Source organism: Natrarchaeobaculum aegyptiacum, assembly GCF_002156705.1.
Classification (GTDB): Archaea; Halobacteriota; Halobacteria; order Halobacteriales; family Natrialbaceae; genus Natrarchaeobaculum; species Natrarchaeobaculum aegyptiacum.
Genome location: NZ_CP019893.1, coordinates 3,668,544 through 3,694,296, shown reverse-complemented (window position 1 = coordinate 3,694,296; position 25,753 = coordinate 3,668,544). Strand labels below are relative to the sequence as shown.

At 64.6% G+C, this 25,753-nt stretch carries 17 protein-coding genes; 6 read left to right on the top strand and 11 right to left on the bottom strand.

The features are described from left to right. Window positions 1–113: 113 nt before the first annotated feature. From B1756_RS17760 to B1756_RS17750, 3 genes are all read right to left on the bottom strand, one after another. Complete coding sequence (locus B1756_RS17760) at window positions 114–479, bottom strand: NifU family protein (protein ID WP_086889761.1); 366 nt, start codon at window positions 477–479, stop codon at window positions 114–116. 111 nt (window positions 480–590) lie between these two features. Continuing rightward, a complete protein-coding gene (locus tag B1756_RS17755; protein ID WP_086889760.1) occupies window positions 591–812 on the bottom strand; it encodes a hypothetical protein in 222 nt (73 codons plus the stop codon). Window positions 813–918: 106 nt separating this feature from the next. Further along, on the bottom strand, window positions 919–1,890 hold the full coding sequence (locus B1756_RS17750) for an ROK family protein (RefSeq protein ID WP_086889759.1): 972 nt from the start codon (window positions 1,888–1,890) through the stop codon (window positions 919–921). 185 nt (window positions 1,891–2,075) lie between these two features. Between B1756_RS17750 and B1756_RS19740 the strand changes: the two genes are divergently transcribed. Beyond that, window positions 2,076–2,240, top strand: a complete 165-nt coding sequence (locus B1756_RS19740; RefSeq protein WP_186336480.1) for a hypothetical protein — start codon at window positions 2,076–2,078, stop codon at window positions 2,238–2,240. 12 nt (window positions 2,241–2,252) lie between these two features. On the opposite strand, the gene B1756_RS17745 is transcribed toward B1756_RS19740, so the two are convergent. The 3 genes from B1756_RS17745 to cobN form a co-directional block, all read right to left on the bottom strand. After that, entirely contained in the window at window positions 2,253–3,053 is an 801-nt protein-coding gene (locus B1756_RS17745) for a cobalt-precorrin-7 (C(5))-methyltransferase (RefSeq protein WP_086889758.1), read from the bottom strand. Beyond that, a complete protein-coding gene (locus B1756_RS17740) occupies window positions 3,050–3,736 on the bottom strand; it encodes a precorrin-8X methylmutase (protein ID WP_228434631.1) in 687 nt (228 codons plus the stop codon). The genes B1756_RS17745 and B1756_RS17740 overlap by 4 nt, the downstream gene beginning before the upstream one ends. Window positions 3,737–3,860: 124 nt before the next feature. Beyond that, the gene (cobN, locus tag B1756_RS17735; RefSeq protein ID WP_086889756.1) at window positions 3,861–7,757 is read right to left on the bottom strand and encodes a cobaltochelatase subunit CobN; all 3,897 of its coding nucleotides are present in this window, start codon (window positions 7,755–7,757) and stop codon (window positions 3,861–3,863) included. Window positions 7,758–7,792: 35 nt separating this feature from the next. Between cobN and B1756_RS17730 the strand changes: the two genes are divergently transcribed. After that, complete coding sequence (locus B1756_RS17730) at window positions 7,793–10,015, top strand: VWA domain-containing protein (protein ID WP_086889755.1); 2,223 nt, start codon at window positions 7,793–7,795, stop codon at window positions 10,013–10,015. Window positions 10,016–10,077: 62 nt separating this feature from the next. Further along, window positions 10,078–11,694 carry a uracil-xanthine permease family protein gene (locus tag B1756_RS17725; protein WP_086889754.1) on the top strand — a complete coding sequence of 539 codons (1,617 nt, stop codon included), beginning with the start codon at window positions 10,078–10,080 and terminating at the stop codon, window positions 11,692–11,694. 146 nt (window positions 11,695–11,840) lie between these two features. Here B1756_RS17725 and B1756_RS17720 read toward each other — a convergent pair whose 3' ends face one another. Then, window positions 11,841–12,467, bottom strand: coding sequence for an RAD55 family ATPase (locus B1756_RS17720; protein ID WP_086889753.1), 627 nt, complete (start codon window positions 12,465–12,467; stop codon window positions 11,841–11,843). Window positions 12,468–12,756: 289 nt separating this feature from the next. Between B1756_RS17720 and pyrB the strand changes: the two genes are divergently transcribed. The 3 genes from pyrB to B1756_RS17705 all read left to right on the top strand — a co-directional run bounded on the left by pyrB (window position 12,757) and on the right by B1756_RS17705 (window position 15,346). Then, window positions 12,757–13,686: an aspartate carbamoyltransferase gene (gene pyrB / locus B1756_RS17715; RefSeq protein ID WP_086889752.1), complete on the top strand. Its 930-nt coding sequence runs from the start codon at window positions 12,757–12,759 to the stop codon at window positions 13,684–13,686. Then, window positions 13,679–14,155 (top strand): aspartate carbamoyltransferase regulatory subunit, encoded by a 477-nt coding sequence (pyrI, locus tag B1756_RS17710; protein WP_086889751.1) that lies wholly within the window; start codon window positions 13,679–13,681, stop codon window positions 14,153–14,155. The genes pyrB and pyrI overlap by 8 nt, the downstream gene beginning before the upstream one ends. Before the next feature lie 354 nt (window positions 14,156–14,509). Continuing rightward, window positions 14,510–15,346, top strand: a complete 837-nt coding sequence (locus tag B1756_RS17705) for a hypothetical protein (RefSeq protein WP_086889750.1) — start codon at window positions 14,510–14,512, stop codon at window positions 15,344–15,346. A 144-nt stretch (window positions 15,347–15,490) separates the two neighbouring features. Here B1756_RS17705 and B1756_RS17700 read toward each other — a convergent pair whose 3' ends face one another. From B1756_RS17700 to B1756_RS17685, 4 genes are all read right to left on the bottom strand, one after another. After that, window positions 15,491–16,129: a hypothetical protein gene (locus B1756_RS17700; protein WP_086889749.1), complete on the bottom strand. Its 639-nt coding sequence runs from the start codon at window positions 16,127–16,129 to the stop codon at window positions 15,491–15,493. A gap of 119 nt (window positions 16,130–16,248) precedes the next feature. Continuing rightward, window positions 16,249–17,016, bottom strand: coding sequence for an enoyl-CoA hydratase/isomerase family protein (locus B1756_RS17695; protein ID WP_086889748.1), 768 nt, complete (start codon window positions 17,014–17,016; stop codon window positions 16,249–16,251). Window positions 17,017–17,219: 203 nt separating this feature from the next. Next, window positions 17,220–17,888: a helix-turn-helix domain-containing protein gene (locus B1756_RS17690; RefSeq protein WP_086890249.1), complete on the bottom strand. Its 669-nt coding sequence runs from the start codon at window positions 17,886–17,888 to the stop codon at window positions 17,220–17,222. Window positions 17,889–18,089: 201 nt separating this feature from the next. Continuing rightward, window positions 18,090–25,676 carry a right-handed parallel beta-helix repeat-containing protein gene (locus B1756_RS17685; protein WP_161493205.1) on the bottom strand — a complete coding sequence of 2,529 codons (7,587 nt, stop codon included), beginning with the start codon at window positions 25,674–25,676 and terminating at the stop codon, window positions 18,090–18,092. Window positions 25,677–25,753 lie beyond the last annotated feature (77 nt).

Here is a 25,753-nt window from a genome sequence, read left to right as displayed (position 1 = left end):
CCAGTTTCGCGCCTGACTACATATAGGAGTTCCCAAAGTCGGCTGTCACTGGGAGCGACCCACATCCTGCCTGCGATCCGAACAGTGGTCCTGTCGGCTGCTTTCACCCGCGCCTAGAGGTGGTCTTTTCCGGGATTCGACGACCCCCAGTCGCCTCGACCGCCTTCGGTTCGGTCGATGCCCATGATCGATTCGGCCTGTTCTGGGCCACCGAGACTCTCGCGTGGGTCGGGAACGCGAACGGTCACGTCGTCGACGTCGGGCCACTCGAGGAGGGCGGCTTCGATGTTGCCGGTCGTGACGTCACTGACGGAGCAGCCGGCACAGCCGCCGCCGAGTTCGATGATCACTTCGCCCGTCTCGGGGTCTGCTTCTCGGACGGCGCTCGTCCCGCCGTGCATCTGGATGATCGGCATCTCGCGACTGAGCCACGTCTCGACACGCTCCCGGAGCGTGGCCTCGGTGTCGGCTTCTGTCATACCACACGCTTGGTGCTCGAACGGGGAATATATTGCGTCGCGCGGGCGAATTCGTCAGGAACGACCGGGATAGACTGGTCTCGAGGTGGATCGACCCGGTGGCCGTGGTGGTCAGTGCTGGCTTCCAGACGAACTCGAGTCGTGGTGTGAGCCGTTCTCGGCCTCGAGGGCGAACGCCCCGAGGGCCAGCGCGCTGACACCCAGGAGACCGACGAGGCCGCCGACGGCCATGACCACGAGGTTTCCTCCGAGGAAGACGCCAGCAAGTACGATGAGGAGTCCCACGACGAGCGTGAGGAAACCGCCGGTGATTCGCTTCGAGTCTTCTGCCATGGTAAACCAACGCACTCGAGGCTCAAATAACGAGGACCGATCGATCACCGATACTGACGCTCAGGACGGAAGATATCACCAGGATTCGGTGTGTTGTGAACACCGATCAGAGCTGTCGCCGGTCACCCGTTCCGCCGGTGAGGGCGCTGGCGAGTGCACCCTCGACGACGACGTCGTCACCGAGGTCGGTGACGCGAATTTGGGGCACGTTCGTCATCACCATCTCGGAGACGCGCTCGCGGATCGGGTCGACGACGAGTTCCTCGTTGTGGAGGGCGACGGCCCCGCCGAAGGAGACGACGATCGGCGAGAACGAGTGGATCACGTTGGTGACGCCGATCGCGTTCCAGTGGGCGAGCTGGTCGATCACGTAGTCTGCGAGTTCGTCGTCGCCCGCGAGCTCGAAGACGTCCTTGGCGGAAAATTCGGGACCGTCGAGCGGGAGGTCGGTATCGATCGTCGGATCGTCGTCGGCGAGCAGGCGCGCGTAGTCAGGGATGGCGTTTCCGGAGCAGTACGCCTCCCAGTGGCCGTCGCGCCCGCAGCCGCAGGTGAGTCGGCCGGTGGGATCGACGACGCAGTGGCCGACTTCGCCGGCGTTGCCGTCCCAGCCGTCGAGGATCTCACCGTCACAGCAGACGCCGGCCCCGATCCCGGAGGAGATGGTGATGTAGACCATGTCGTCGGGGTTTCGATCGGCGTGGAACCGCTCGCCGATGACGCCCGCGTTGGTGTCGTTGTGAAGGTAGACCTCGTCGCTGTCGATCAGTTTCTCGATCGGTCCCGTCAGCGGGATCCGGTCGATCGAGTCCGGAAGGTTCGCCGGGTCGATTACCGCCCCCTCCGCGAGGTCGAACGGTCCGATCGAGCCAATTCCGGCAGCCTCGATCTCGTCCGGTGTAATCCCTGCGGCCGCGCAGGCTTCCCGGAGAGTCTCGAGGACGCCCTCGGTGACGTCGATCCCGGTCGGTCCGCGCGGTGTCCGGTTACGACTCGTGCCGATCGTCGTCCCATCGCCGTCGGCCACGATCGCCCGGACGTTCGTCGCACCGAGGTCGACGCCCGCATAGTAGCCCATTAGGTGAACGACCGCCGCCGCGCTACTTAACTGCACATATTATACTCGGACGCGAGTGACGATCGCACACCACTGTCGAGCGGCGTCACCCGGGCTATCGACCTGCCGACGAGGGTTGCCAGCGTGACCGCCACTCTCGTGACGGCGATGGACTTTCCCGCGCGAGTCTCCTAGGTGAGATCACTATGACCGATGATGGCGAACCAGACGTCGAACGCCACCTTCGTGAAGCCCTCCAGCATCTCGACGACGCGCAGGAGGGTGACCTTCGAAAGACCCACTCGGTCGCCCTCGAGGAAGTCTCGAAGACGGTCGGGACGGTGTTGCGCGAGCGCCAGAGCGACTCCTAACGCCAGCAGCGCCTAACTCGGTGCGACCGGCTGCCGGACGGCGAGGACCACCAGATCCGAAAACGGCGTCTCTTCTCTCCCGTCGCCGCCTGCGTGCTCTGCGAGCGTCTCGAGGGTAAACCGGTGGACCGTCTCCTCGTCGTGGGTCAGCTTCTCGAGCACCAGCGCCTCGAGGTCGGCCGGCGCGCCGCGCTCGAGCAGGACGGCGGCGAGGTCGCCCGGCATCCGGTCGTACGGTCGCGGGAGGACGAGCGCGTGCCGGCGGTCCTCGACGACGGCCGTCGCGAGGCGATCCATATCGCCCTCGAGGTCGCCGCTCTTGTGGAGTGTGACGAACTCGGTGTCTTCCATCGGCGTTCGGGCGCGACTGGCGGCCACCTGCAACGAGGAGATGCCGGGGATAACGCGAACGGGCGTACTGGGGTCGACTGACTGGACTGCCTGCTGGACCTTCCCGACGAACTGGTAGCCCGAGTGGTTCGGGTCGCCCATCGCGACGGCCGTCCCCGATTCGCCGTCGGCCACGCGTTCGGTGAAGGCCTCGAGCGCCTCGGCCTCGTCGGCGTAGCCGCAGGTCAACAGGTCGGCGTCGGTCAGGTCGGCGACGAACTCGACGACGGTCGTGAAGCCGACGACGACGTCGGCCTCTTCGATCGCTCGCCGGCCGCGTGGGGTGAGGTACTCCTGATTGCCCGGGCCGACGCCGACGGCGTAAACGGGGTCGGCTATCGATTCGTCGACGTCTGGCTCTGATTCGGCGGCCGCAAACGTTGCCGGATCGGGACCGCTGTCGAGGTCGTACTCGTCGCTCACGATTCCACCTCGTCGGCGCTCCGCTCTTCAGCCGTGCGCTCGAGTTCGAGGTCGCCCGTCCGAACGTCTTTGGCGACGTGGATCAGCTCGTTCGTCAACGCGGCAGCGAGTCCGCTACCACCGCGTCTCCCAACGTTCGTGATCGCGGGCACGCCGTAAGCCTCGCTCACCTCGCGGATTCGCTGGCGACTCTCTTCTGCCTTGACGAACCCAACCGGGGTGGCGACGACCACTGCCGGTCGAGTGCCGTTCTCGATACAGTCGGCGAGTGCGAAGGCGGCCGTCGGCGCGTTGCCGACCGTCGCGATCGACCCGTCGTAGACGCCCCGTTTGTCCAGCTCGAGGACGCCCGCGGCGGTGCGAGTCATGCCCGTTTCCGCCGCGAGTTCGGCCCCGTGGCCGATCGCCTTGTGTTTCTCACAGTCGTGACCCCGACCGGTGATTCCCGCCTGAGCCATCGTGATGTCTGTGACGACGTTCGCCTCTGCGAGGACGGCTTTCGCGCCCGCCCGGACCGGCGCATCTTCGTCGTCGCCGAGGTCGTCTTCGCCGGTAAAGCGGATCAGGTGCTGGAACTCGATGTCGCCCATCGAGTGGACGGCCTTCTGTCGGACTCGATCGGCAAGCGTCTCGTCGGGCACGAACTGCCGGACGATGTCCATGCTCGTCTCGGCGATGTCCATCGCCTCCTGGGTCGTCGCGCCGAGGTCGGCGTACTCGCGGTCGTACTCCGTCCCACCGTCGGGTACCAGTCGATCGTCGACTGCGTTCCCATCGATCTTCGCTCGGCCCTCGAGCGTGCCGTCGTCAGTCATCGGTACTCACCCCCGCGCCGACGGCCTCGTTCGTCGTGCGCGCCTCGAGATCACCCTCGACCTCGAGGTTCAGGTCGCGCAGGCGGTCGACCGTCTCGTCGTCTGCGTCCCAGAGGTCCCGATCGATCGCCTCGAGCAGCGTGTCGGTGATCGACTCGAGTGCCCACGGGTTCACGTCGCGCATCCACGCCTGGCGGTCGTCGTCGAAGGCGAACTTCTCGGCGACTTCCTCCCACAGGGTATCGCTCACGACGCCAGTCGTCGCGTCCCAGCCGAGAGTGACGTCGACCGTGGTCGAGAGGTCGCCCGCGCCCTTGTAGCCGTGCTCTTCCATGGACTCGAGCCAGTCGGGATTGAGCACGCGTGCGCGCATGGCCTTGCGGACCTTCTCTTCGTTCGTGTAGACGTCGACGTTGTCTGGATCCGAGGAGTCGCCCACGTAGGAAGCCGGTTCCTCGCCCGAGACTTCCGCGACGGCGGAGATGAACCCGCCGTGGAACGCGTACCAGTCAGAGGAGTCGAACTCGTCCTGTTCCATCGTATCCTCGAGCTTGACGGTGGCGTCCACACTGGAAAGTCGGCGCTCGAAGGAGGCGTGAGCGTCGGAGACGCGTCCTCTCGACCCCATCGCGTAGCCACCCCACTGGACGTAGACGCTCGCGAGATCGGAGCGATCGTCCCAGTTGCCTTCGTCGACGGCCTTGTTCGTTCCGGCACCGTAGCCGCCGGGTTTCGTGGTGAACACGCGGTGTTTCGCGGCCGTCCAGGCGTCTGACTCGTCGAGGCCCTCCTCGTCTTGCAACTGTTCGGCTTCCGCCTCGACGTGTTTCTTCACGTAGTTCATCTCGTGGGGCTCGTCGAGGTCGACCACGGCGTCGACGGCGTCGTGGATCACGCCTGCGGCAGCCGGGAACGCGTCGCGGAACAGCCCGGAGACGCGCGTCGTAACGTCGATCCGGGGTCGGCCCAGGTCCTCGAGTGGGATCGGTTCGACGTCGTCGATCCGGCCGGCGTCGGTCCACTGCGGTTCGACGCCCATCATCGCGAGCACCTGAGCGATGGTCTCTCCGCGGGTGCGCACCGTGGGGGTCCCCCACGCGACGACGCCGATCTCCTCGGGGTACTCGCCGTTTTCAGTATGGTGACGCTCGAGGACGCCCTCCGCGACTTCCTTGCCGACCTGCCACGCCGGCTTGGCGGGTACCTTCCGCGGATCGAGCGTGTAGAAGTTCCGCGCGGTCGGCAGCAGGTCGACGCCACCGCGGGTCGGCGCGCCGGAGCCGCCCGGCGGCACGTACTCGCCCGACAACGCTTCTGCGGTCCGCGGAATCTCGTCTTCGGCACCCTGCACGCGCGGCTGGGCCTCCTCACAGACGTACGCGAGGGCCTTCCGGAGGTCGTCGTGGGCACCCGGCTTCGCCTTCGCGTCACCGACCGGCCCGAGGTCGACGATCAGGAGGTTGATATTGACCTCGTCCTCGGGCCCACCCTCGAGTTCGGAGACGGGGACGTCGAAGTCGTGTTCGGCGAGCGTCTCGATCAGCTCGAGACTCGTCTCGTAGACGACGTCGGCGGCCTCGGCGTAGGTCATCCCGAGATCCGCGTCGTACTCGCCAGGCGCGTTCAGCATCGTCTCGTAGTCGACGCCCAGCGCGCCCGCAACGCTCTCACGCAGGCTCGGTGCGCCGGGGTTCTCGAGACGGGTGAGCGCGACGAGGTACTCGACGAGTCGTTCGCCTTTCGGCGGTTCGGACATCGTATGCAGCCCCAGCCGGATCTGGGTCGTCTTGACGTCCGTGAGGTACTCGTGGATGCGCTCGACGAGGTCGTCGATCGCGAGGTCCTCGCCCTCGACATCGCCTTCCGCGAGGGTCGACCCCGCTTCCTCGGGGCCACGGACGTCCGCCCTCTCGTCGATGGTGCCCTCGACGCCCAGTTCGACCGCCAGGTCCATCTCGTCGACTTTCTCGCGAATCAGCGTCTCGAGCTGTGCACCATCGTCCGCACGGGCGTCTTCCATACCCGCTTCACGGTACTGATTGGCGAGTTCCTCGAGGTCCGCGAGTTCGTCGTAGGTTCCCGCCGAGCGCATCACGGGGGTCAGGTAGTCGACGATCGCTGCATAGGAGCGCCGCTTGGCCTGGGTCCCCTCACCCGGGTTGTTCACGATGTAGGGATAGACGTTCGGGAGGTCGTCGACCAGCTGGTCCGGGGCACTCTCGCCGTTCAGGCCGACCGTCTTGCCGGGGAGCCACTCGAGGCTGCCGTGAGTCCCCAGATGGACGACGGCGTCGGCCTCGAACTCGTTGCGCAGCCAGCCGTAGAACGCGTAGTAGTCGTGGGGCGGCTGGAGGTCCGAGTCGTGGTAGACCTTCGAGGGGTCCATCCCGAACCCGCGTGGCGGCTGGACGGTGACGAGGACGTTACCGAACTGGGTTCCTGGAATGGCGAACGGCCTGTCTGGAACCTCGCCCCACTCCTCGACGACGTTCTTCTGGAACCGCTCGTCGGTCTCGGCGAACCACGCCGCGTACTGCTCGGTAGAGACGACGTCGACAGAGAGGTCGCGGACGTCCTCGGGGGCGACCCAGCGGTCCTCGAGGGTCAGTTGCGAGGTGAGCGTCTCGACGAGTGTTTGGCCGTCCTCGGGCATCTGGCCGCCGAGGTCGTAATTGCGACCCTCGAGTTCGGAGAGCAGGTTGACGGTCGACTCGGGACTGTCGAGGCCGAACGCAGTCCCGATGCCGTCGTCGCTCGGCGGGTAGTTGTGGAGGACGACGGCCACGTTCTTCTCCTCGTTCGGGGTGTGACGCAGGTTTGCCCAGTTGACCGCGAGCCGGGTCGCGTGGTCGATCCGGTCCTCGATCGGGAAGTGGTGTTTCGGCGCGGAGCCGATCCCTCCCTCGTCGTCGGTGCGTTCTTTCCCGGAAATCGGGTGTGTGATGACGTTCCCATCGAACTCCGGCAGGGCGACCGAGAGGGCGAGTTCGAATCCCATCACGCCTGTGTCGCTCGACTCGTAGCGCGACCGCGAGCGCATCGTCGTGATCGTCTGGATCACCGGGACGCCGAGGCGGTCGAGGAAGACGTCTTCGGCGCTCTGGCCCTCGTCGCTCGCCGAGCGGCCGCGTTCGTCCATCGACAGGGAGAACATGAACGAGGAGAGCACGGCGTCGACGACCGGCTGTCCCTCGTCGTCGATCAACCAGTTGTCTGTCACCCACTCGGCGTCCTCTTGCTCTTCCGTGTCCGTGGCGGGGTTACAGAAGATCGGGAGGGAATTCGCCCCCTGCTCCTCGAGTGCGCGCACCTGTGCGTCGACGTACCTCGTATTCTCGTGTGTCCAGTGGGATTCGTAGAACCAGATCGCGACCGTCGGCTTCTCGGGGTCGTGGGTCTCGAGCAGTTCCTCGTACCCGATTCCGGGGTGGTCGGGGTGGTAGACGCCCTCCGTGGGGAGCGCGGCGGGCTCGTCGTACTCGAGGTCGCGGTCGTCGTACTCGCTCGCGAGGAACCGACACAGGTTCTCGACGTTGATCGTCCCCCCTTTCTCGAGGTACTCGTACGCCTGGTCGCGGTGGTCGTCACTGACCGTCGTGTCCTCGAACGCGAACGCGTCGCCGGTCGCCTTGACGACCAGCGGGACGGTCGCCTCCTCGAGTGCGCCCGTGGCGTAGTCGTAACCGGGCATGCTGTCTTCGCCACCGTGCAGCCAGAAGATGGCGGCTGCGGCGTCGCGCAATTCCTCGACGAACTCCTCGATGGCGGCCTCGTCGTCCAGATCGCTCTCCGAGCGGACGACCAGGTCGGCGTCCGGAAGTCGTTCGGCGGCCTGACCGATCGATCCGAGTTCGTTCTCCGTCGCGGTGTAGATTCCGATCCGTGTCATCGCCTTTTATAAACCTCCCTTGTATTAGCTCAAGCATGGTTGCAAAGCGCGGGAACAAAAACCTGTCGTCACTCCCCTTCCCGGCGATCGTCGGGCAGGAAGAACTGAAGCGAGTCCTGCTCACGACTGCCGTAACCGACGACCTCGACGGCGCGCTGATCGTCGGCGAGAAGGGAACCGCGAAGTCGACCGCCGTCCGGGGACTGGTCGATCTCCTCCCCGAACAGCGGGCCGTGGCGGACTGTCCGTATGGCTGTGCACCCGACGACCCCAGTTTCCAGTGTGAGTCGTGCCGTGAGCGAACGGCCGCGGACCTCCCGATCGAGACCCGTGCCGTCCCGCTGGTGACGCTCCCGCTGGGCGCGACGCGCGACCGGGTCGTCGGCACCCTCTCGGTCGAGGACGCCCTGGCCGGTGAGGCCGACTTCGACCCCGGTCTCCTCGCGCGGGCCCACCGGGGCATCCTCTACGTCGACGAGGTGAACCTTCTCGAGGACCACCTCGTCGACGTCGTCCTCGACGCGGCCGCAAGCGGTGTCAACACCGTCGAACGGGACGGAATCAGCGTCTCCCACCCGGCCGAGTTCACCCTGATCGGGACGATGAACCCCGAGGAAGGCGACCTCCGCCCACAGCTTCGCGACCGTTTCGCCCTCCAGGCCACCGTCGAGGGAAGCCGAGACGTCGACGAACGGGTCACGATTCTCGAGCGCGTCCTCGGGACGAGCGACGAGGGAGACCCACACCGGGAGTACGCTGAGGAGATCGAACGTCTCCGGGAGGACCTTCTCCAGGCCCGCGATCGTCTCTCCCGCGTTTCCCTGCCCGACGAGTTCGTGGCCGAAATCGCGGAGCTCTGTATCGACGCCGGCGTCGACGGCCACCGTGGCGACGTGGCGATCGCCCGGACCGCGATGGCGCTGGCCGCGCTCGAGGGACGAACCACGGTGATCGAACCGGACGTCCGCGAGGCCGCTGAGTACGCACTTCCCCACCGCTTGCGCTCGACCCCGTTCGAGGACGAACCCGACCTCGAGGACGTACTCGACGAGCGATTCGACGACGAAGCGGCAGGCGATGCTGACGGTGAGGACCAGTCCGGGGCCGACAGCGACGGAGCAGAATCCGATGACGACGGCTCCGATTCGGCCGACGAGGACTCGAGTGAGGCCGACGACCGGCCCCACTCCGGCGACGAATCGGGAGACGAGACGGGTACCGATTCGGGGCCTGAAACCGGGGACGACTCGAGCGGTGACGACCGTTCGGGGTGCGGTACGGATCCCTCACGGGGCGGCGTCGACTCCGCCAGTTCTGACGCCGGACGCGAACCGGGTGCCGACACGGGCGGGGCCGACCACGAACCCGACGGCGCAGACGGATCGGACGACGACGGAGGCGAGGAAGACGGGCCGGACGACGAGACCGACGCCCAGCCACTCGTCCCTGGCCAGCGCCGTGGCGACGTGGTCGCCGCCGGAGAGGCCGCCGCACCGGCGCTCGAGGGGCCCGAAGGCGAGGCTCGAAGCGCGACCGGAAGCGGTGGTTCACGTGCACGGACTGCCCCGAACGTCGACAACCGCGGCGCGCGCGTCCGGACGGAACAGGCGACCGGCGAGGGTCCGATCGACGCCGCTGCGTCGGTGCGATCGGCCGCGACTCGCGGCCGGTCTCGCCCCGAGGCCCGAGACCTCCGACAGACGGTCCGTGCCGGCGAGACGTCGGTGACGATCGTCTTCGCGGTCGACGCCAGCGCGTCGATGCGACCCGCGATGGCCACTGCGAAGGGCGTCGTCCTCGAGTTGCTTCAGGACAGCTACGAACACCGCGACGACGTCGCGTTCGTCGCTTTCGCCGGGGAAGACGCCGACGTGCTGCTCCCGCCGACCGACAGCGTCTCGCTCGCTGCCCGCCACCTCAAGGACCTCCCCTCTGGTGACCGGACGCCGCTCCCGGCCGGTCTCGAGACCGCACGGGAAGTGCTCGAGCGCGCGGAGTCCGACGCCTCGGTGGTCGTTCTCGTCACAGATGGGCGGGCGAACGTCGCCGACGGGAGTCCGACCGAGGCGACCCGACGAGCGGCCCGTCGACTCGGGCGAACCGGAGCGAGCGTACTCGTCGTCGAGGCGGGCGCTGACTCCCGCGCGGGACTTGCGGGCGTCGTCGCGGACGAAACGAACGGTGAACGCGTGGCACTCGAGGCGCTGTCTGTCGACCGAGTCCGCGAAACCGCAGCGTGGGCGACCGACGAGCAGTGAGGGACGGGCCCCCCAGTGGGGATCAACACGCCTTTCAGGACGCTATTCTTCTCCGCGAAGCGATGGGAACTGAGACGGAAGCCGACGAGGGGGACGTCGGTGATCTCGAGTACGGAATCGAGGATCGACCACCGCTGGGCGAATCGGCAGTGCTCGGCGTGCAACACTACCTGACGATGGTGGGGGCGAACATCGCGGTGCCGCTCATTCTCGCGGGCGCGATGGGGATGACCGAGGATCCAGCGGTGACGGCGCAGTTCATCGGGACCTTCTTCGTCGTCTCGGGGATCGCGACGCTCGCCCAGACGACGTTCGGGAACCGGTACCCGATCGTTCAGGGGGCACCGTTCTCGATGCTCGCGCCTGCACTGGCGATCATCGCGGTCGTGACCGCCGGTGGCGTACAGGGGCAACCCGACTGGCAAGCGGCACTGGTCCAGTTGCAGGGCGCGATCATCGTCGCCGCGACCGTTCAGGTGGCGATGGGGTACCTCGGTCTCGTCGGGAGACTTCGCCGGTTCCTCTCGCCGGTCGTCATCGCGCCGACCATCGCGCTCATCGGGCTGGCGCTGTTCGACGCGCCACAGATTACGACGACGGACCAGAGCTGGTTGCTGCTCGGTCTCACGCTCGGACTCATTCTGCTGTTCTCGCAGTACCTCGACGTCAAACACCGCGCGTTTCAGCTCTACCCGGTGATCCTCGCGATCGGGATCGCCTGGGTCGTCGCTGCTGTCCTCTCTGTGACTGGGACCATCGGTGACGGTCACCCCGGATACGTCGCACTCGGTGACGTGACCGAGGCGTCGCTCCTGATGCCGATCCACCCCCTTCAGTGGGGAACGCCCGAAGTAACCTCGGCGTTCGTCATCGGGATGTTCGCTGGCGTGCTCGCCTCGATCGTCGAAAGCATCGGCGACTACTACGCGGTCGCGAACCTCACCGGCTCGGCGGCACCCAGCGAGCGACGGATCAACCACGGCATCGGGATGGAAGGGGTGATGAACGTCTTCTCGGGGATCATGGGCACCGGCGGCTCCACGTCGTACTCCGAGAACGTGGGTGCGATCGGTCTCACCGGCGTCGCCTCCCGATACGTCGTCCAGGTGGGGGCCGTCGTCATGCTCGTCATCGGTTTCTTCGGTCCCTTCGGCCAGTTGATCGCCACGATCCCGGACCCGATCGTCGGCGGCCTCTTCATCGCCATGTTCGCTCAGATCGTCGCCGTCGGTCTCGGCACCCTCCGCTACGTCGACCTCGAGTCCTCGCGAAACGTCTTCGTCGTCGGCTTCGCGCTGTTCGTTGGCCTCGCCGTTCCCGCCTACATGGGCAACTTCGAGACCACCCTCGAGTTCCGCGACGCCGTCGCACTCGAGACGACGCTCGCACCGGTTCTCGATGCAGCGGCCGTCGAGGCGATCGGTCTCGACGGCTGGCTCGAGGGTGCGGTGATCGCCCTCGTCGACACGGTCTTCATCATCGGCTCGACCGGGATGGCCGTCGGCGGACTCGCTGCGCTCGTCCTCGACAACACGATTCCGGGGACCCGGAAAGAACGTGGCCTCGCCGAATGGAGTCGGATCACCGAGGACGAGGGCTCGTTCAACCCGTTCTGGGACCGCTGGGTCGGCAGCGACGACGCTGGTGACGCGGCTTCGGCGGAATCGAACCGGAAGTAACGCGGCGTCACTCGACGCCCGGTCGTTCTTCGCTCGATCTCGTTTCGTATCTCGCCGCACGACGTCGAACCTCGAGTCTCCACGCCAGCCACAGCGCTCGCTCTCTGAGTACAGTTTCGAAACGCTCCCTGACCTCGTCGCCCGCTTCAGGCGATGTCGCGACTCGTGTCGATTGCGACCTCTTCAGTCAACTCGAGTTTGATCGTCTCGGTCGGTTGCCCGCCGTCTCTGAACTTCGGGATCGCGAGCGTGTTCTCGAGGTCAGTGCCGGCGACCTGCGTTCTGAGGTCGAAAACGGCGTCGGCTGCGTGATGTGTTCGGGTCCGGTTTTCGGGTTCGCTGGTCCCTTTCAGGCAGTGGAGGACCGCGATGCTCCCGGTCTCGAGCATCCGGGTTTTGAGTCCGTTGAGAAAGGAGACGTACTCGGTCTCGTCGGCCGCCTCGAGGACGTCGAGCGTGTCGACGATCAGGTTCGCACCGTCGGGCAGCGCCTCGACGAGACGGGCGGTCTCCTCGAGTGGGTTCTCACCGCTGACGTGTCTCACCGTGGGGCTCCCGACGGCCGACGGCGAAACGTCGATCGCGCGCCGGACCACCTCGTCCGTTCGCTCGGTGGTGACGTACAGCGTCCCTCTGGCGGCGGTGAGTTCGTAGAGGAGAAGTTCGGACTGGCTGGCCGGGTCTGCGGTAAACGCGACGACGTATCCCGGCGGCAACCCACCGTCGAGTTTCCGATCCAGCACCTCGATGCCAGTCTGTAACCGCTCCTCCATACACTGTCGCCTTCTTACTGAAGCGGCCGCATAACTCTTTGGTCTTCGTGGAAATAACCATCCGGAACTGGGGTCCGACCGTTCCCCAGATACTGTTGGGGAGCTTACAAAATTGCCCACGGCGATCCAGAGTGTGCGCAAGCGGGCAGGTGTCGGATGCCGATGGTTCCGACGGACGGCAACGCCCTCGTAGCGCCGCGGTTTTGCCCGTTGGGTGCCTACCGGGTTCCTCGTGACCTCCGGCATCGAACGGGGGATTCAAGGTGCACGCCGGACCGTTGACGAACGAATGCGCCACGATCACCTCATCACGAGCAAACAACTCTCGCGGGACGACGTCGAGGCCGTCCTCGACCGCGCGGCCGAAATCGACGCCGACCCTGCGGCCGTCGCCGACCGTCACGCGGGCCGGCTCCTCGGACTCCTCTTTTTCGAACCCAGCACCCGAACGAAGATGAGCTTCGAGACCGCGATGAAACGCCTCGGGGGCGACGTCGTCGACATGGGCTCGGTCGAGTCCTCGAGCGTAAAAAAGGGGGAGACGCTCGCCGACACGGTCCGGGTTATCGAAGGCTACGCCGACGCGCTGGTCTTGCGCCATCCCAGGCAGGGTGCGGCGACGATGGCCAGCGAGTTCGTCGACGTGCCGCTGCTGAACGCCGGCGACGGCGCCGGTCACCACCCGACCCAGACGCTACTCGACCTCTACACGATCCGGCAGAACGCCGGCCTCGAGGATCTGACGATCGGGATCATGGGTGACCTGAAGTACGGTCGAACCGTCCACTCGCTCGCCTACGCGCTCGCGAACTTCGACGCCCACCAGCACTTCATCAGCCCCGAAAGCCTGCAACTCCCGCGCGAGGTCGTCTTCGACCTTCACCAGCAGGGCGGCGGCGGCCAGATTCGCGAACACGACAGCCTCTCGGAGGTGCTGCCATCGCTCGACGTGCTGTACGTGACCCGCATCCAGCGTGAGCGGTTCCCGGACGAGAGCGAGTACCAGAAGGTCGCCGGCGAGTACCGGATCGATACGGAGACCCTCGAGACGGCGAGCGACGACCTGACAGTGATGCACCCGCTACCCCGGGTCGACGAGATTGCCCCCGAAATCGACGATACCGACTACGCCGCGTACTTCGAACAGGCCCACAACGGCGTCCCGGTCAGGATGGCGATACTCGATCTCCTGCTCGAGGGAGGTGAGAACGATGAGTGAGGAGTCCACCCCAGACGACCACGAACTCCGGGTCAGCAAGATCCGCGATGGAACCGTCATCGACCACGTCCGCGGTGGGCAGGCGCTGAACGTGCTTGCGATCGTCGGTATCGATGGCAGCGAGGGAGAGGAGGTTTCCGTCGGGATGAACGTCCCCTCTGACCGGCTCGCGCGCAAGGACATCGTGAAGGTCGAGGGGCGCGAGTTGAGTCAGGATGAAGTCGACGTCCTCTCGCTGATCGCGCCAGATGCGACGATCAACATCGTACGCGAGTTCGAGGTGGAAGAGAAACACCGCGTCGAGCCCCCGGAGACGGTCGAAGGCGTCCTCTCCTGTCCGAACCCCGGTTGTATCACGACCGGTGACGAACCCGTCGACTCGCGATTCGAGGTGCTCGAGGACGGCGTTCGCTGTGACTTCTGTGGGACGATCGTCCGCGAGGGAATCGCCGACCTGATCGAGACCTGAGCGTCGCTGCTCGCTCGAGACTGGAGTCTCCCGGTCCGCTGTCCGGATCGAATCGCTCTCCGTTCTCGCCGCCGATTCTGTCGCCGGTGACTGTCCTTGGGACCAGAACGCGTATCCAGAATATCTAAGTGGTCGTCTGACGAAGGATGCTGTGGACATGTCACGGACAGTCAAAATTCTGATCGCCCTGGTAGTTATCGCGGTCCTCTGGATCGTCATCAGCAGCCGCACCGGCTCCGCAGAGATCGATTACGACCCGATCGACTGATCTCTCGCCCCTTTTTCCGCATCTCTCGATCACGCTCGAGCGCGACGTTCCGAACGGCTTACGGCGGCGGAACCGTATCTTCTCGTATGTACGGCGTCGTCACGCGAAACGCAGACGAAATCGGCTGGTCGGAGTTCGACCGAGGCTTCTACGAGGTCAAAGACGTCACCGGACGGTCCGAGGAACCAGTCTCCGACGGAGTGAACATGGTCTCGTGTTTCGGCGACAACGCGGCCGCCGACGCCGATCCGTCGCTCGTCCCGGTGGACGACTTCGGTCGACCAGCCACCCGTGACCGGAAGTACTTCGACTGGGCCTACATCTGCCCCTCTCGCACCGACTACCGCGAGGGACTCCTCGAGATCATCGACGACTGTGTCGACGCCAACGAGGACGTTCGGCTCGACGACGTCGGCTTCCCGAGACCCGAGTACTGCCGGTGTGGCGTCTGCGAGCAGGCGTTCGAAGCAAGCGAGTACGACGACCGGATGGCCTGGCGCGCGAGCGTCATCACCGACTTCGTCGCCGAGGCAGCAGACCGAATCCCCGGAACGGTCTATCTGACGCTCTACCCCGATCCCTACCCCGGCCACCTCTACGAACGATCGGGCCTCGACCTCGCGGCTCTCGAGGAGTACGTCGACGAGTTCGTCGTCCCGCTGTACGACACCGCCTACGGGACCACCTACTGGCTCGAGACGATCGCGAAGGGTTTCGAGAGCGCACTCGAGACACCGTTTAGCATCGAACTGTACGCGGTGAACGTCGACGTCGACAATCTCATCCACGCGACCGAAGTTGCGTCAGCGTATGGCGAAGACGTCTTCTTCGGGTACGAGGCAGGAAACGCCCGGGCTGCGATTCGCCGACTGCGCGCCGACGAACGCGAGGGCGAGACCTTCGGCGAGCCGAGCGATAGCTGACCTACCACGGTCGTCGGTTCGTGTGTACTGGGACGTGGCTCCTGAGGATGTCACCCGAGCGACTGCAAACCTCGAAAACGCGTGCGATCGTCGGCCCCCCGCTACTACCGAATCGGCGTCTGCTCCGACGAGTAAGTAGCTACTCTACCGCGTCTCCCCGACAGTATCGTCGTCGTCGCCGATGAGGTCGTCGTCGTCGTCCCCCATCAGTCCTTCATCGTCGTCGTCGCCGATGAGGTCGTCGTCGTCGTCCCCCATCAGTCCTTCATCGTCTCTGGTTGTATCGTCGTCGTCGCCGATGAGGTCGTCATCGTCGCCGATCAGTCCTTCATCGTCATCGCCGATGAGGTCGTCGTCGTCGTCACCGACGTCTGTCCGGGAATCGGTCGTTCCGGCCCCGGCACTGCCGGTTGCCTCCGTTCCCATCCCGGCTTCCGTGCCGGTCGACCGATCGTCTGTGTCCATGCCCGTCTCCGTGCGATCACCCGACGGATCCATCGTCTCCTGCTCGCCGGTTCGGCCCGCTCGAGTCTCGGTGCTACCAAGATTTCGCTCGAGGTGAACGGCGTCGTCGGTCACTCGAGCGACCGACTCCTCCTGCAGGGGATAGGCGCTTTCGTCTGTGCCACCCCAGCCGAGTTTGGCCTTGATCGTGTCCGTGATTCCGGGATCCGGTTCGACGTGCGCGGTACCGTGTTCGACGTTCGCGACGATTCCAACTTCCTCGTCGTCTGCGTTGACGACTGTCTTGCCGATGTCGTCGTCAGTAAATTCTGGGGACATTGCACCTCTATGCACGTCTCTCCACCGGACAGTGCTGTTGCTTGCGCAGGCTTGCGTCCCTCGAATCAGAACGCTGGTCGGGAGAATCGGCAGTTCACGCCTCGAGACGGGGCCGCCGTTCACTCGTTGAACGACGGTTGTCTGCCCTCGAGGAACGCTGCGACGCCCTCCTCGTGAGCGTCGGAGGCCCGCGCTTGCACCTGCAGGAGATTCTCGTAGTCGAGGGCCTCGGAGTAGTGACGGGCCATGTTCTCGTGCATCGCCTGTTTCATCATGCCGATCACGTCCGTCGGGCGACGCGAGAGCCTGTCGACCGTCTCTGCAACGCGTTCGTCGAGGTCGTCGGCGGGAACGGCCTCGTTGACTAACTCGAGGTCGGCCGCACGCTCGGCGTCGAAGAACTCGCCGGTGAACGCCAGCTTCTTGGCCGCCCGCAGCCCCACGATGTGGGGTAGCATGAACGTCCCGCCGGTGTCGGGGATGAGCCCGACCCGGACGAACGCACATGAGAAGGTCGCGTCCTCGGCCGCGTAGGCGATGTCAGAGAGTGCGACGACCGCCAGTCCCGCACCAACCGCGTCGCCGTTGACCTTCGCCACGATCGGCACCGGACACTCGAGCATCGCCTCGACGAGTCGCCCGAAGGTCTTGCTCACTTCCTGGTAGGCCGCTTTCGGTGAGCCGGGCGGTTGAGAGAGCATCTCGAGGTCGCCGCCAGCGCTGAAGGCATCGCCCTCGCCGGAGAGGACGATCGCGTGGTACTCTTCGGGCGAGGCGTCCTCGAAGACGTCGGCCATCTCGGAGACGGTCTCGCGATTCAGTGCGTTCAGGACGCCGGGTCGATCGAAGGTGAGCCGGAGCGCCCCGTCGTCGGTCTCGACGTGCATACGACTTCACCGTCGGCACAGGGGATTGTGTGTGTACCGGTAACGATCGGAAACTGGCAAGTCGTTCGTTTCCCACACCGTCCCAGCTCAGCGGCGGCTGATCGAACGGCTCCTGCGAAGTCGACTCCTCGAAAACGAGTACCAGAGCGTGGGCCGGGCCGGGTGCGGACTGGTTTCTTCGAAATCGGTTGTTTCGTGGGCGATCAGTTCGACGGAATCGGTGGCGCGGTCGTCTCGTCTTCGGCCACGTTGAGCTCCGACGTGACGAGTGCGCGGTAGGCCCGTCGGAGTCGCTCCGAGAGCGCCTGATGGGAGATCTCGAGCTCCTCGGAGAGCTCCTGCATCGACACCTCTCGTGGGATCTCGAAGTAGCCGTGATCGATCGCCGCGACCAGCGTCTCGTACTGTCGCGGGGTCAGACCACACTGGGAGTGGGCCTCCTCTGCGAGGTCGTACAGCCGAACGATCGTCGGCGAGACGTCCTGCTCGACAAGCCGATCGTACAGCGTACTGACGCTCTCACGGTCGACGACGCGGATGCTCAGCAGCCACGTTCCGCTCGAGGCCGACGCCGACAGGACGGTTCCGTCCTGCTCGAGGACGAGGTCGAATACGTCCACAGTGTTCGGATCGAACTCGATGTCGTAGAGCCAGCGGTCCTCGTCGCTGCTGATCAGGGAGTACTCCCCGATTGCCGACGCCTCCTCCAGCGCCGCTTCGACCTCGGACTGGGAAGCGCCCGAGAGCCACAGTCCGTGTCCGCTCGAGGCGATCACCCGCTCCATCTCGCAGTTCAGTTCCGGGACGGCCTCGAAGAGCTCGCCCAGTCCGGTTCCGTCGGCTGGAATCTCGATGTCAGCGATCGAAGTCATAACGGTACCACAGGGTACCACGACGATGGCCATAATCGCACTTCCAAAGCTATTAGCGCCGATTAAGCCGACTTTCACCCTCTGGAAACGGTCTGCTACTATTGTCAGTTATTCGTTTGATAATGGGTAGGACACCCCTTCCGTGTGGCCCTCAAACTCGTGCTGAACGTACGAAGAAGCCTGTGGTGTGGCTCGTGGCCGTCAGGCCCGACGCCGAAGACTGACCGACAGCAAGACAGCGAGTACCAGCAGTGCAATCACGATCCCGAAGCCGGGGATGGAGTCGTCGTCCCCTGTTACGTCGTCGGGGCTGTCGTCCGCTTCGGTGGGCGATTCGTCCGTGTCGTCAGACGCACCATCCCCGGACGCGTCGGTGCCGGCGTCATCACCGTCTTCGGAAGGGTCAGTGATGGTACCATCGTCGGCCTCGCTATCGCGGTCACCCTCGTCGTCGGGGTCGCTCTCGTCGGTGCCGTCGTCGTCCGGATCGGTCGGCGTCGGAGTCGGTGACGCGTCGCCCGTGCCACCAGACCCACTCGAGCCGCCGGAACTACCCGAACCGCCAGAGTCGTCCGAGTCATCGGAATCGTCCTCCTCTTCCACCGTGAACGTCACCGTCTCGTTCGCCACGTTTCCAGCCTCGTCGGCGACGGATATCATTACCTCGTACGACTCACCATCGGTTACAGTGTGGGTGTGGGTGGTAGCGGTAGAGTTGGTAACGGTTACGTCCGGATCGGTCTGGAGGTCACCGTTGATCTCCAGTTCGACGCTCGAGACGTCGATACCTGAGAGGTCGTCCGTGTACTCGAAGGCGACGTGGACCTCGTCGGTGTCTGAAGCGTACTTCGTGCCGTCGGTCGGCGAGACGGTCGTGATCTCCGGTGGCGTTTCGTCGGGGATCACGGCCCCGTAGGTCGAGAAGTGCGGGACAGTCCCGACGAGGTACGGATCGTCGCCGAGCTCGTTGTCGAGATACGCGTCTTCGACCGTCGTCCACTGGTCGGTCTGTGAGTCGTAGTGTTGCAGCTCGACGTCCGATGCCTCGAAACCGGTCGGGAAATCGTCGTCTTCGTCGATCGGTATCGCGATCTCTGCACTCTCGAGGTGGACCTCGAGTAGTCCGGGCAGTTCGGTCTGGAGGAATCCAACACCGCGGGCACCCTCGTCGAGGTTGGCGTTGGTGGCGCTCTCGGCGAGTGCCATCGCCAGGTCTTTCTCGAGGAGGGCTTCGTCGACGTCGTCGACAACGTCGAGGACGACCTGAACGTCGAGCTCCTCGATCTCGATCACGCCGTCGTCTAGCGTGAACTCGTGGTGGACCACGGCAGTCGAATCGGTTACCACGTTGCCCGCCCGGTCGGTGCCGGTCACCGACACAGTGTACTCGCCGGAGCCGTCGAATGGCAACGTCCCCTCGAACGTCGTGTTCGTCGCGTCGGTCGCTTCGAGTTCGACCGGCGGCGTCGATGACTGCGTCGAGAACCCCTCGACGTCGAGTGAGACCGATGGCGTCGACGAGAGCGGCTCGTCGCTCTCGACGGCGACCGTGGCATCGTCGGCCGTGACGTCTTCGATGCTTACCGACATCGTTGGCTCGTCACGGTCGATCACGAGGAGTTCGGTCTCGGGTGTCGTCCCGACGGTCCCGTGTTCGTCGACAGCGATTACCGACAGGTCGTACCCTCCGTCGTCGGGGATCACCCGTTCGTCGTCGATCGGAATCTCTACGATTGGCGTGCCATCAGCGTCGGGTTCGGCCTCGATCTCCACCAGGTAGTTCGTCTGGAGCGAGGAGACGTGAACGTACACGTCCTCGACCGGCAGGTCCGACTCGACGTCGAGTTCGACCGTGACGTCGTCGTTCGCGTACGTCGCGGTGCGTTCGTCGAAGTCTGGATCGATGGCCGAGAAGTGGCCGTCGACGTCTACGATCGACGGTTCGACGACCGGTTCGCGGACCTCGATCGTGCCCGCACTCCGGTCGCCGAGGTCGAGGCGGTACGTCCCAGTCTGCTCGGCGTCGAACGAGGCGGAGATGTTCAGCGCACCCAGATGGTAGAAGCCCGGTGTGAGCTCGATACCCTCCTGAACGCCGAGTTCGACCGTCTTACCCTCGATGGGGACACCGTCTCCGTCCAGCGCTGTCGCCGTCAGGGCGACGTCTTCGGGGTCGTCGACCGTCCCGTTCTGGTAGATGCTCCCGACGGAGTAGAACGACTCCCCGACGGCAACCTCGTCGGCCGACACAGACGCCGCGATCACCTCGATGTCCGACTCTGCGGGGAGAACCTCCACGGTTCCGGTGAGACGGTCGCCTAACACTAGATCGTACGTTCCCGGCTCGTCGATCGTCCCGGAGATGTTCAGTGCACCCAGGTGGTAAAAGCCCGGGTCGAGCTCGACGTCCGCCTGCTCGCCGAGCGTAATTGTCTCTCCGGTGTCGACGTGCTCGGCCGTCAGCTCGAACGTCTCGGGTTCCGCGATCGTCCCGTTCTGGTAGATGCTCCCGACCGCGTACAGCTCTTCACCAGCGACGATCTCGTCGGTCGACGCCGACGCCGCGATCACTTCGATGTCCGACGCTGCGGGGAGAACCTCCACAGTTCCGGCGTAGCGCTCACCCAGGTCGAGGCGGTACGTCCCAGTCTGGTTGGCGTCGAACGAGGCGGATATGTTCACGGCACCGAGGTGGTAGAAGCCCGGTTCCAGCGTCACGTCCTCCTGACTGGCGAGTTCGAACGTCTCACCCTCGATGAGGTTGCCACCGTCGTCAAGCGGCGTCGCGTTCAACGCGACGTCCTCCGGCCCGTCGATCGTCCCGTTCTGGTAGATGCTCCCGACGGTGTAGAACGACTCTTCGCCGGCCACCACCTCGTCGGCGTCCGCAGACGCTGCGATCACTTCGATGTCGGAGTACCGTTCGATCACCTCGAGTTCGCCCGCGGAGTGGTCGTCCAGATAGAGGTCGTACGTTCCCGGCTCGTCGATCGCGAAGTCGATCTCGATCGCGCCGAGGTGGTAGTGGCCGGCCTCGAGCGATATCGTCTGGTTCCCCAGCGGGAGTTCCTCCTCGTCGGGATCCGTCTGCTCGATCGCCGTGAGCTCGATCGTCTGTTCGACGTCCTTCGTCCCGTTCTGATAGACGCTGCCTGTCACGTTCAGTTGCTCGTCTTCGAGCACCTCGATCTCCGAGAGCGAGGCGGCGATCACCTGGATGTCGGAAGGAGACTGTTCAACGGAGATCGTCCCCGCATTTCGATCGCCCAGGGTAAGGTCGTACGTTCCCGGATCGGCCTTATCACTGTCGAACGTCCCCGAGACGTTCAGCGCTCCCAGGTGGTAATAGCCTGGTTCGAGCTCCACGTTATCCTGAGCGCCGAGTTCGAACGGTTCGCTATCGTCCACGGAATTACCCTCTTCGTCTTCGACGAGCGTCGCGTTCAGCGCGATGCGCTCGGATCCATCGATCGTCCCGTTCTGGTAGATGCTCCCCACGACGTGGAACTCCTCGTCGACGGAGACGTTCATCGCATCTGCCGACGCCGCGATCACCTGGATGTCAGAGTAGGCTTCGGTCACCTCGATGGTGCCGATACTGCGATCGCCCAGCGTCAGGTTGTGCGTTCCCGGTTTCTCGATCGTCCCCGAGACGTTCAGCGCACCCAGGTGGTAGAAGCCCGGTTTCAGGTTCACGTCGTCCTGGGTCCCGGCCGTCGTCGTATTCCCGCTCTCGACGTGCTCGGCGGTCAGATTGATCGTCTCCGACCCCTCTATCGTCCCGTTCTGGTAGATGCTCCCGGTCGCGTAGAACTCCTCCTCACCCGCGACGATCTCGTCGGTCGATGCCGACGCTGCGATCACCTGGATATCAGAGTAGGATTCGATCACCTCGATGGTGCCGATACTGCGATCGCCCAGCGTCAGGTTGTGCGTCCCCGGCTCCTCGATCGTTCCCGAAACGTTCAACGCGCCCAGGTGGTAGAACCCCGGCGCAAGCTCGACGTCTTTCTGGGTGCCGACCGTCGTCGTATTTCCGGTCTCGACGTGCTCGGCGGTCAACTCGATCGTCTCCGAGCCCTCGACCGTGCCGTTCTGGTAGATGCTCCCGGTCGCGTAGAACTCCTCCTCACCCGCGACGATCTCGTCGGTCGACGCCGACGCCGCGATCACCTGGATCTCCGAGTACGCCTCGATCACCTCGATGGTGCCGATACTGCGATCGCCCAGCGTCAGGTTGTGCGTCCCCGGCTCCTCGATCGTTCCCGAAACGTTCAGCGCGCCCAGGTGGTAGAACCCCGGTTTCAGGTTCACGTCGTCCTGGGTCCCGACCGTCGTCGTATTCCCGCTCTCGACGTGCTCGGCGGTCAGATTGATCGTCTCCGACCCCTCTATCGTCCCGTTCTGGTAGATACTCCCGGTCGCGTAGAACTCCTCCTCACCCGCGACGATCTCGTCGGTCGACGCCGACGCCGCGATCACCTGGATGTCAGAGTAGGCCTCGATCACCTCGACCGTCCCCGCGGGACGGTCGCCGACGAAGATCTCGTAGGTTCCGGGGTCCTCGAACGCGAAGGTCTCGTTGATCGCACCCAGGTGGTACCAGCCCGGCTCGAGCGAGTGTTCGCTGGTCGCAAGGGTCACGTTGCTTTCGTTCTCGGTGTCGACCGCGGTGAGATCGATCTCTTGGCTGTCGTCGACAGTCCCTGCCTGGTAGATGCTGCCGGTCGCGTACATCTCCTCGCCCGCAACGACTTCGTCGGTCGACGCCAACGCCGCGATCACCTGAATGTCCGACTCGCGATCCTCGACGGAAACCGTGTCCACGAACAGGTCACCGAGGTAGAGGTCGAATTCGGCACTGAGGTCGTCGTCATCGAGGGCGAATTCTTCGTCCGCGTCTGGGTCCCAGGATAGTTCGAGAGAGTGGATCTCACCGGGCGTGACATTGAACGACTCGCTCTCGACAGTTCGAAGACCCGCGTCCGTCCCCGACTCGCGGACGCGCAGTTCGACCAACTCCGTCCCCTCCACGCCGCCGGTGTTTATCAGGCTGGCCGAGACGACGACGTCCTCTTCACCGAGTTCGACTGCCGCTTCGTCGACGTTCGCGCCGTAGACGACGAGGTTGGGACCCGCGTTAACGGTGACCGTTCCGGCGTCGACGCCACCGACGGACACCTCGTACTCGCCGCGCGTATCGAACGCGTGCGTGAACGCGACGGGAGTTGTATTTCCGACGTCGAGTTCGACGGTCTCGGTGTCGATGACCTCGCCGTCGACTTCGAGGGGCACGATCAGTTCACCATCCTCGTCGCCGACGTTCTCGACCGACGCAGTGATCGTCACGTTCTCTCCGGTTTCGAGTTCGGTCGGCGTTGCGCTTGCCTCACTGACTTCGAGTTCGGGGTCGTCCGGGTCGGGTGACGCAGGTGAGACGACGATGTCCTGGGTCGTTACTTCACTCTCGGTCACCACGACACCCTCGGCCGACCCGGTGAGCGGCTCTACGTCCTCAGTGAATACGTCGATCACGTATGTTCCAGGCGAGAGTTCCAGCTCGTAGAACCCCGCGCTGTCGGTGGTATCTACTACCGGGGTGGTCGGTTCTTGAACGTAGGCCCACTCCACGGGGTTTCCGTCCTCCGTCGTCACCTGACCGGTGATGATTCCTGTATCGGTCGCCTGTTCCACCAGTTCGACGTTTTCTGTGGCTCCGTCTTCAACCACAACGAGGTCGGTCACTTGAGCGTCGACGTAGCCGTCGGCGCTCACCGTAAGCTCGTACGTCCCAACGGGAACGGTGAGTTCGTAGCTTCCGGTCCCGTCGGTCTCGACCGTCTCGGTGACGCCAGCGTCGTCGGTCACGGTGACGGTCGCTCCTTCGATCGGCGAACTGTCGCCAGTGACGATGCCCTCGAGCGTCCCAGTCTCGGGTGCCTCGGCGTCTCGCTCACCGAAGAGTCCGATTTTTCCGTCCTCGGTCGTCGTCGCCGTCGCCGTCCGCGCGTCCGTATCGATCTCCCCACCGATCTCGCTCCACTCGGCGCCGTCGTGGGACCAGATGCCGAGCGTGTCCGGATCGTCGACGTCGTCCGCTTCGTAGTGGAAGGTGATCTCGAGCGACCCGTCCGTCGGGTGCGACTCGACGTCGAGCACCCTTCCAACGGCGGTCAGATCCTCGGGGGCGCTCGGCGGCACGACCGAACCGAACGCGACGTCGGTCGCGACGAAGTCGAGGGTCATCTCGCCGCCATCCATGCTGCCAATCGTGACGTCACTCGCGATGAGGTTCTCGATCTCGGCGCCGGTCGTACTGCTGTCGAGGTAATCGCCTGCCCTGACGTCCCAAGTGCCGCTGTCGAGAATCGTGTCGCCCGAAAGCGTGACGCCGTCGGATCCGCGAACGTCGACGCCGCGGTCGCCGCTTCCGCGAATCGTGTTGTCGATCAGTTTGGCGTCGTTACTCGATCCCTCGATGAGGATGCCTTGCTGTTCGTTGTCGATCGCTCGATTGTCGATGAAGGTGGTGTTGGACGCCCCGTTTTCCGCTCGGAAGCCGGTTGCGCTGCTCGCGACGGCGGTGTTGTTTTCGATCCAGTTGTCGGTGCCGCTGGCGACGTAGACGCCGTGGTTGTTCCTTTCGAGGTGGTTGTGGGCGACCGTGACATCTTTTGCGTATGGGTCGACTTTGATTCCTGAGCCCGTATTCTCGGTCGCGTTCGTGTACTCGACGACGGTTCCCTCGGTCGTATAATCGACCAGGATGCCGTGGCCGTAGTTGTCTAAGACGGTGTTGTGCGTGTACGTATTGTCCACCGACGAACGCTCGTCGACAATCCCATTGCCGTCGTTCCCAGTCGCCGTGTTGTTCACGACGACTATCTCGTCGCCGGTCACGCGAATGCCGTCGCCGTTGAAGTCCTGGCCGTTGTCGGTGACGACGTTGTGCGCGACGGTGACGTTCGTGTTGTACCCGGGGTTGTCGCCCGGCGGCATGAAGAAGGAGATACCCGAATCGTCGTTCATCGACGCCGTCACGTACTCGACCGTACTGTCGTGGACGTCCCCGAAAGAGACGCCGTCTCCACCGTTGTTGGTCACCTTCACCTCACTGATTTCGACACCAACGCCGCCCCGTACTCGAATGCCGTCGCTGGCACTGTTCTCGGCGGTAACCCCCTCTACGGTGAGGCGTTCGACACTCCTCGCGGTGAGCCCGTTGTCCCAGCCCTCGAGCGTGACGTCGCGGACGTGGACGTTCCAGGGCTCGATATCCGTCGAGTACGGGTGGTCGACGACCCCGACCTCGATCCCGTAACTGTCACTCGAGCCGTCGCCGGTAATCGTGTGGCCGTTGCCGTCGATAGTGACGCCGTCAGCCTCGACTTGAAGGCAGGTCGACGAACTGTTGAGATCATTCTGCAATTCGTACTCGCCAGGTTCGTCGAGTATCCTGCACTCGGTGATTGGTTCGGCCGAACTCGAGAGTTGCGTGCCAACGATCTCGTCAGACTCGTCCTGGGTACGCTGTTTCTCCAGAGAGTCCTCGTCCGAGTCTGCAGTAGTGGACTCGGGTGTGTCGAGAGTGCTCGAATCCTCCTCCATCTCGTTCTCGTCGGTCGATTCGTTGCTCGAGTGGGTCGATGCTGTGGTCGCTTCCGTGGTGTCGTCCCCGGCGACGGTATCCCCATCGTCGGTAAACGCGTCGAACGTTCCACCACTATCGTCCGCAGCGACGTTTGACGCACTCGCGGCACCTACCGGAGCGACGATAGAGGTCACCATCAGTATGGAAAATAAGACGGCGAACACCTGCGGTCTGCAACCCCTGATTCGTTTACCCAGACACCCATGAATCATAC